The sequence below is a fragment of the Streptomyces sp. P5F9 genome (genome assembly GCF_057961495.1).
The window spans coordinates 1-2166 of the sequence record NZ_JBXVPZ010000817.1; the positions used below are offsets into that span (position 1 = coordinate 1).

Here is a 2166-nt window from a genome sequence, read left to right on the forward strand (position 1 = left end):
GATCGCCGGCATGCCCACCCCACCGCCCGAGTCGGGCCAGGACCCGCCCGTCCCGACCCTCGGTTCGCTCATGGCCGAGCGCCGCCGCCTGCTCAACCTCGGCTACCGGATGCTCGGTTCGGTGCAGGATGCCGAGGACGTCGTACAGGAGACGTACGCCCGTTGGTACGCGCTGTCCGAGGAGGGGCAGCGGGCGATCGACGCGCCGATGGCGTGGCTGACCCGGGTCGCCTCGCGGATCTGCCTCGATCAGCTCGGCTCGGCGCGGGCCCGGCGGGAGCGGTACACCGGTGAGTGGCTGCCGGAGCCGGTGCGGCACGGGGCCGGGTGGGCCAGTACGGGCGGCGGTGCGGGTGCCGAGGATCCCGCCGACCGGATCACCCTCGACGAGTCGGTCAGCATGGGGATGCTGGTGCTGCTCGACTCGATGACGCCCGCGGAGCGCGTCGCCTTCGTCCTCCACGACGTCTTCGGCCTGCCGTTCACCGAGATCGCCGAGACGGTGGGCCGTACGCCGGCCGCCTGCCGCCAGCTCGCCTCCTCCGCGCGCCGCCGCGTGGCCCGGCGCCCGCCCGGCAGCGCTACGGCGGAGGAACACGGGCGCGTCGTCTCCGCGTTCCGCGAGGCCTGCGAGACCGGGGACCTCGACGCGCTGGTGGCGCTGCTCGACCCGGCGGTCGAGTCGCGCAGCGACGGGGGCGGCAAGGTGCGGGCGGCTCTGCGTCCGGTCGTCGGCCGGGACAAGGTGGCTCGCCTCTTCCTCGGGCTCATGCGGCGGGAACCGGAGATGGAGCTTGTCGAGGACGACGTAAACGGGATGCCCGGGGTGGCGGTACGGATCGGCGGGACCACGTTCGCCGTGCTTGCGGTGGGGCTCGGGGGCGGGCTGATCACCGATGTGTGGCTGGTGGTCAATCCGGACAAGCTGCGGGCCTGGAACGGGTACGGATACGGCGACGGCGACGCTCGATGAAGCCGTCGGGACTGAGCGTGTTGTTGCCCCTCGGCCGCGCGTGACGTCCCGTACAACAAGAGGGCACCGGGCATCACCGCGAGTGGCGCAGCACACTTTTGCAAGCAGGCGCTTGCAATAGTTAGCGCCGGTGATGCAAGGTGGAGGCATGGCAACACTCAACGTCGGCAATCTCGGGGAGTATCTGCGTGAGCAGCGGCGCAACGCGCAGCTGTCTCTGCGGCAGCTCGCCGATGCCGCCGGGGTGTCGAATCCGTATCTGAGCCAGATCGAGCGCGGGCTGCGCAAGCCGAGCGCGGAGGTGTTGCAGCAGGTCGCCAAGGCGCTGCGGATCTCCGCCGAGACGCTGTACGTGCGAGCCGGCATCCTCGACGCCGAGCGGGACCGGGACGAGGTCGAGACGCGTGCCGTCATCCTCGCCGATCCCACGCTCACCGAACGGCAGAAGCACGTGCTGCTTCAGGTCTACGAGTCCTTCCGCAAGGAGAACGGGTTCGAGATCGCCGACGGGGGCGAGGGCATCGGCCCCGGTGCTGCCGACGGCGGCGACAGTGCCGCGCCGCACGAGACCGCCGGCTGACCCGCGGACGTACAACACAAAACCCTCAGCTGATAGCAACCGGGAGGACCATCACCATGGCCATCACCGATGACCTGCGCAAGACCCTGAGCGACCCCACCCCCCTCTACTTCGCCGCCGGCACCGCCGACCTCGCGCTCCAGCAGGCCAAGAAGGTTCCCGGCCTGGTCGAGCAGCTGCGTGCCGAGGCGCCGGCCCGGATCGACGCCGTGCGCGGCACCGACCCGAAGGCCGTGCAGGAGAAGGCCGCCGCCCGCGCCAAGGAGGCCAGTGCCAAGGCCAAGGAGGCGCAGGAGACCTTCCAGACCAAGGTCAACGAGTTCATCACCAGCCTCGACGGCGACCTCAAGAAGCTCAGCAGCACTCTCGACGCCGACCTGAAGAAGTTCGGCGAGTCCGCCCAGGACTTCGCGCTGCGCGGTGTCGGCGTCGCCGCCGAGTACGCCGTCAAGGCCCGCGAGGCGTACGAGAAGGTCGCCGAGCACGGCGAGCAGGCCGTGAAGACCTGGCGCGGCGAGGCCGCCGACGAGATCGAGGAACTGGCCGTCGCGGTCGAGCCCGACCCCGAGCCGGTCGTGGTCAAGACCGAGCCCGCGCCCGCCCCGGCCCCCGC

3 protein-coding genes are annotated in these 2166 nt (G+C 71.1%); all 3 read left to right on the forward strand.

The features are described 5' to 3' along the window. The first annotated feature begins 10 nt into the window (after window positions 1–10). Window positions 11–973, forward strand: coding sequence for an RNA polymerase sigma factor SigJ (gene sigJ, locus AC31A1_RS50465; protein WP_489659762.1), 963 nt, complete (start codon window positions 11–13; stop codon window positions 971–973). Between the two features lie 148 nt (window positions 974–1121). Then, window positions 1122–1553: a helix-turn-helix domain-containing protein gene (locus AC31A1_RS50470; RefSeq protein WP_489659760.1), complete on the forward strand. Its 432-nt coding sequence runs from the start codon at window positions 1122–1124 to the stop codon at window positions 1551–1553. Between the two features lie 56 nt (window positions 1554–1609). Further along, on the forward strand, window positions 1610–2166 hold a 557-nt coding region (locus AC31A1_RS50475), incomplete at its 3' end, for a hypothetical protein (RefSeq protein WP_489659761.1).

Bases quoted from the DNA above. Each gene is read 5' to 3' on its own strand.
- AC31A1_RS50470 (WP_489659760.1), top strand. From the start codon at position 1,122: ATGGCAACACTCAACGTCGGCAATCTCGGGGAGTATCTGCGTGAGCAG.
- sigJ (WP_489659762.1), top strand. From the start codon at position 11: ATGCCCACCCCACCGCCCGAGTCGGGCCAGGACCCGCCCGTCCCGACC.